Source organism: Sharpea azabuensis DSM 18934 (assembly GCF_000702165.1).
Lineage (GTDB): Bacteria > Bacillota_I > Bacilli_A > Erysipelotrichales > Coprobacillaceae > Sharpea > Sharpea azabuensis.
In genome coordinates this window covers 1-3,105 of sequence record NZ_JNKU01000083.1, presented here as the reverse complement: position 1 = coordinate 3,105, position 3,105 = coordinate 1, and the positions used below count along the sequence as shown (strand labels likewise).

The window sequence follows — 3,105 nt, the reverse complement described above, 5'->3', positions numbered from 1 at the left end:
TGTATATTTTGCTTTTCTTCCCATAATAAAACCCCCTAAAAGCAGGGCAGTACATTTTGTGTATTTGTACTGTCTACCTTTAGGGGATCGTATCATTGCCCATATCTTTTTTAATCCATCTTTTTATAGAAGCGCATAAACATTGTTGTTGTAATTGTAGCTGCAAGAATATCCGATATCGGTTCAGCCAACAATACGCTGAATGTTTTACCTCCATTATTCACAAGTGAGGCAATAGAATGGCTCATATTCAAGGCAAATGGTGTTCCCCCTATAACATGGGGCAGAATGTAGATAATGGGAATAAGAAGAATAATCTTTCTTGTTACTGCCATTAATAATGATATTTTTGGCTGGTTAAGAGCCATGAAAGACTGTTGACAGGTAATCTGGGCACCAAAGAGTCCAGCTCCCATGAGATAAATACGTAATGCCCATGAAGTAAAGTGTATTGTTGAAGGATCACTCGAGAAGATGGAGACAAATGTTTTCGCAAATATCATCATGATGATTTGAGCAACTAAGCCAAAACCAACGCAAAGACCTAAGCACAGCTTGAAAGTATCTTTGACACGATGATAGTTTTTAGCCCCATAGTTATAGCTCATTATTGGCTGTGCACCTTGACATAGTCCTTGTAAAGGCAACATGATGAACTGCCATAAGCTTACTAAGATTGCCATCGCTGCCACACCAATTGTTCCTGCGTAAAGTTTAAGACTATTATTAAAGCTAATTTGTAATAAGCTCTCTGTGGCACTCATGGTAAAAGGTGATATTCCTAATGCCATAATAGCGAGAGATGTTTTATACTTGAGATGAATATACTTTTTTCTTAAGTGTAGCGTACTTTTTGAGCTTAATAAGAAAAGCATGACCCAGAAGCAACTTACAGATTGGGAAATAATTGTGGCCAGAGCTGCACCAGCAACACCCATGTGGAATTGGAAAATGAATATTGGATCAAGGACAATATTGAGAATAGCCCCAATCAAAACCGTCATCATCCCCATTCTTGCATTTCCCTGAGTATTAATATAAGCATTCATACCAAGAGTAATCATGACAAAGATTGTTCCTAATGCATATATAGTAATATAGGATGAGCCAAGATGAATTGTTTCCTTATTAGCACCAAACATATACAATAAAGGTTTTTGAAAAAGAAGGATGATAATAGTAAGGATAAATCCCCATAACAATAAAAGAACAAAGCTATTCATCATAGTCCGTTCTGCTTCTTCTTTGTTTCCTTCACCAAGTCTTATAGCTGCAATTGGTGCACCACCAATGCCAAAGAGCTGGGTAAAAGCTGTGATAAGGGTGATGATTGGTAAAGTAACAGATAAGGCTGCCATTGCCTTTGTCCCATTGGCAAGCTGACCAATATAAATACGGTCAACCATATTATAAGCGACATTAACGAGCTGAGCGATGATCGATGGAATGGCTAATTCTAATAAAAGTTGACGAATATTCTTGGTCGCAAGTTGTTCTGTTTGCATCATTCAAGATCATTCCCATTCGTTTCAATAACATGTTTCATCCAATAGAAGGATTTCTTTGGTGTACGTTTAAGTGTGCCACGACCCTTATCATCCATATCGACATAGACAAAGCCATAACGCTTTTTCATTTCCCCTGTTGACAATGAGACGAGATCGATTGGTGCCCACATCGTATAGCCAAAGCAATCTACTCCATCAATAGTGATGGCATCTCGCATTGCTTTAAAGTGATCATTAAGATATTGAATGCGATAATCATCTTCTACATAGTCGTTTTCATCAGGTTCATCAATAGCTCCCATACCATTTTCAACCACAAATACTGGTTTCTGGATACGATCATAGATTTCATTTAAGACATAACGCAATCCCAAAGGATCAACACCCCAGCCCCATGGTGTTTTTTCTAAGTAAGGATTATCACCACCACCAACATTAAACCACTTATCACCAGCCTGTGTTGTATTTGTACGATAATATGAGAATGAACAGAAATCAAGCTGTCCATCATAAAGCGTTTTCTTATCTTCTTCACTTATCTCTAATGTTTCAAAGCCATGATGTTGCCAGATGCTTTTCGCATAGGGATGATAGTAGCCACGTAACATTGTATCAATGAAATACCAGTTCTCTCTTCTAGCAAGTTGTGATTGCAGCATATCTTCAGGTTTGCATGTTCTTGGATAAAGGCCACTCATCGCATACATCGCCCCAAATTTATTTTCAAGATTATATTTATGTCCTAAAATAACAGTCTTAGCTGAAGCAACAAACATGTTATGGTCAGCTAAATAGCGTGTATAACCATCACTTTCTCTTGTCCCACATGGGCCAAAGCCTCTTACTGCATTAATTTCATTGAAAGTCAGCCAGTAATGACAATAAGAGCCAAATTCCTTAAATAATGTTTCCGCATATTTCACATAGGCATCTATAAGATGACGATTTGCCCAGCCATTATATTTGAGTGCTAAATGCATTGGCATTTCATCATGGCATATTGTGACCATTGGTTCAATATTGTATTTCTTAAGTTCTTCAAAGACATTACGATAGAAAGCGATACCCTCTTGATTAGGTTCTTCTTCATCACCTAACGGATATATCCTGCTCCAACAAATAGAAAAGCGATATATATTGAAACCCATATCAGCCATAAGCTTTATATCTTCCTTATAATGATGATAAAAATCAACAGCTTGATGGGATGGATAGTATTCATTATCTAAAAATACAGGTGTTGCATCTTCAGGTATTTGGTCTGCATAAAAAAAACTAGAACGATAATTCTTAATCGTACCATCAGCTAGCTTCATCGTATGATGCCGAGGATGCTCCATAGAACCGTCCGTCTCATAGTCATGTGATAGTAAACCTCGATTGCCTTCATTAAAGCCACCTTCATATTGAAAATCAGCAGTAGCACCGCCCCAATAAAAGTCTTTTGGAAATCCACTCATATTATTACCTCCATTTTTAACATATTATACCATTCATAGAAACACGATGTTTCTATTTTCATCAAATGAAATATGAAGGCAAAAGAAAAAGGACCTTCCGGTCCTCTCGCTACCTGGCGGAGCGCTATTGTCGCACT

Annotated in this window: 2 protein-coding genes; both read right to left on the bottom strand. The window is 37.5% G+C overall.

Going from position 1 to position 3,105, the window contains the following annotated elements:
• Positions 1-110 precede the first annotated feature (110 nt).
• Positions 111-1,508, bottom strand: coding sequence for an MATE family efflux transporter (locus tag T529_RS0111520; protein WP_033163756.1), 1,398 nt, complete (start codon positions 1,506-1,508; stop codon positions 111-113).
• Positions 1,505-2,968 carry a glycoside hydrolase family 1 protein gene (locus T529_RS0111515; RefSeq protein ID WP_033163755.1) on the bottom strand — a complete coding sequence of 488 codons (1,464 nt, stop codon included), beginning with the start codon at positions 2,966-2,968 and terminating at the stop codon, positions 1,505-1,507. The genes T529_RS0111520 and T529_RS0111515 overlap by 4 nt, the downstream gene beginning before the upstream one ends.
• Positions 2,969-3,105 lie beyond the last annotated feature (137 nt).

Excerpts from the sequence above, each read along its gene's own strand:
- T529_RS0111520 (WP_033163756.1), bottom strand. The coding sequence starts at position 1,508 with ATGATGCAAACAGAACAACTTGCGACCAAGAATATTCGTCAACTTTTA.
- T529_RS0111515 (WP_033163755.1), bottom strand. The coding sequence starts at position 2,968 with ATGAGTGGATTTCCAAAAGACTTTTATTGGGGCGGTGCTACTGCTGAT.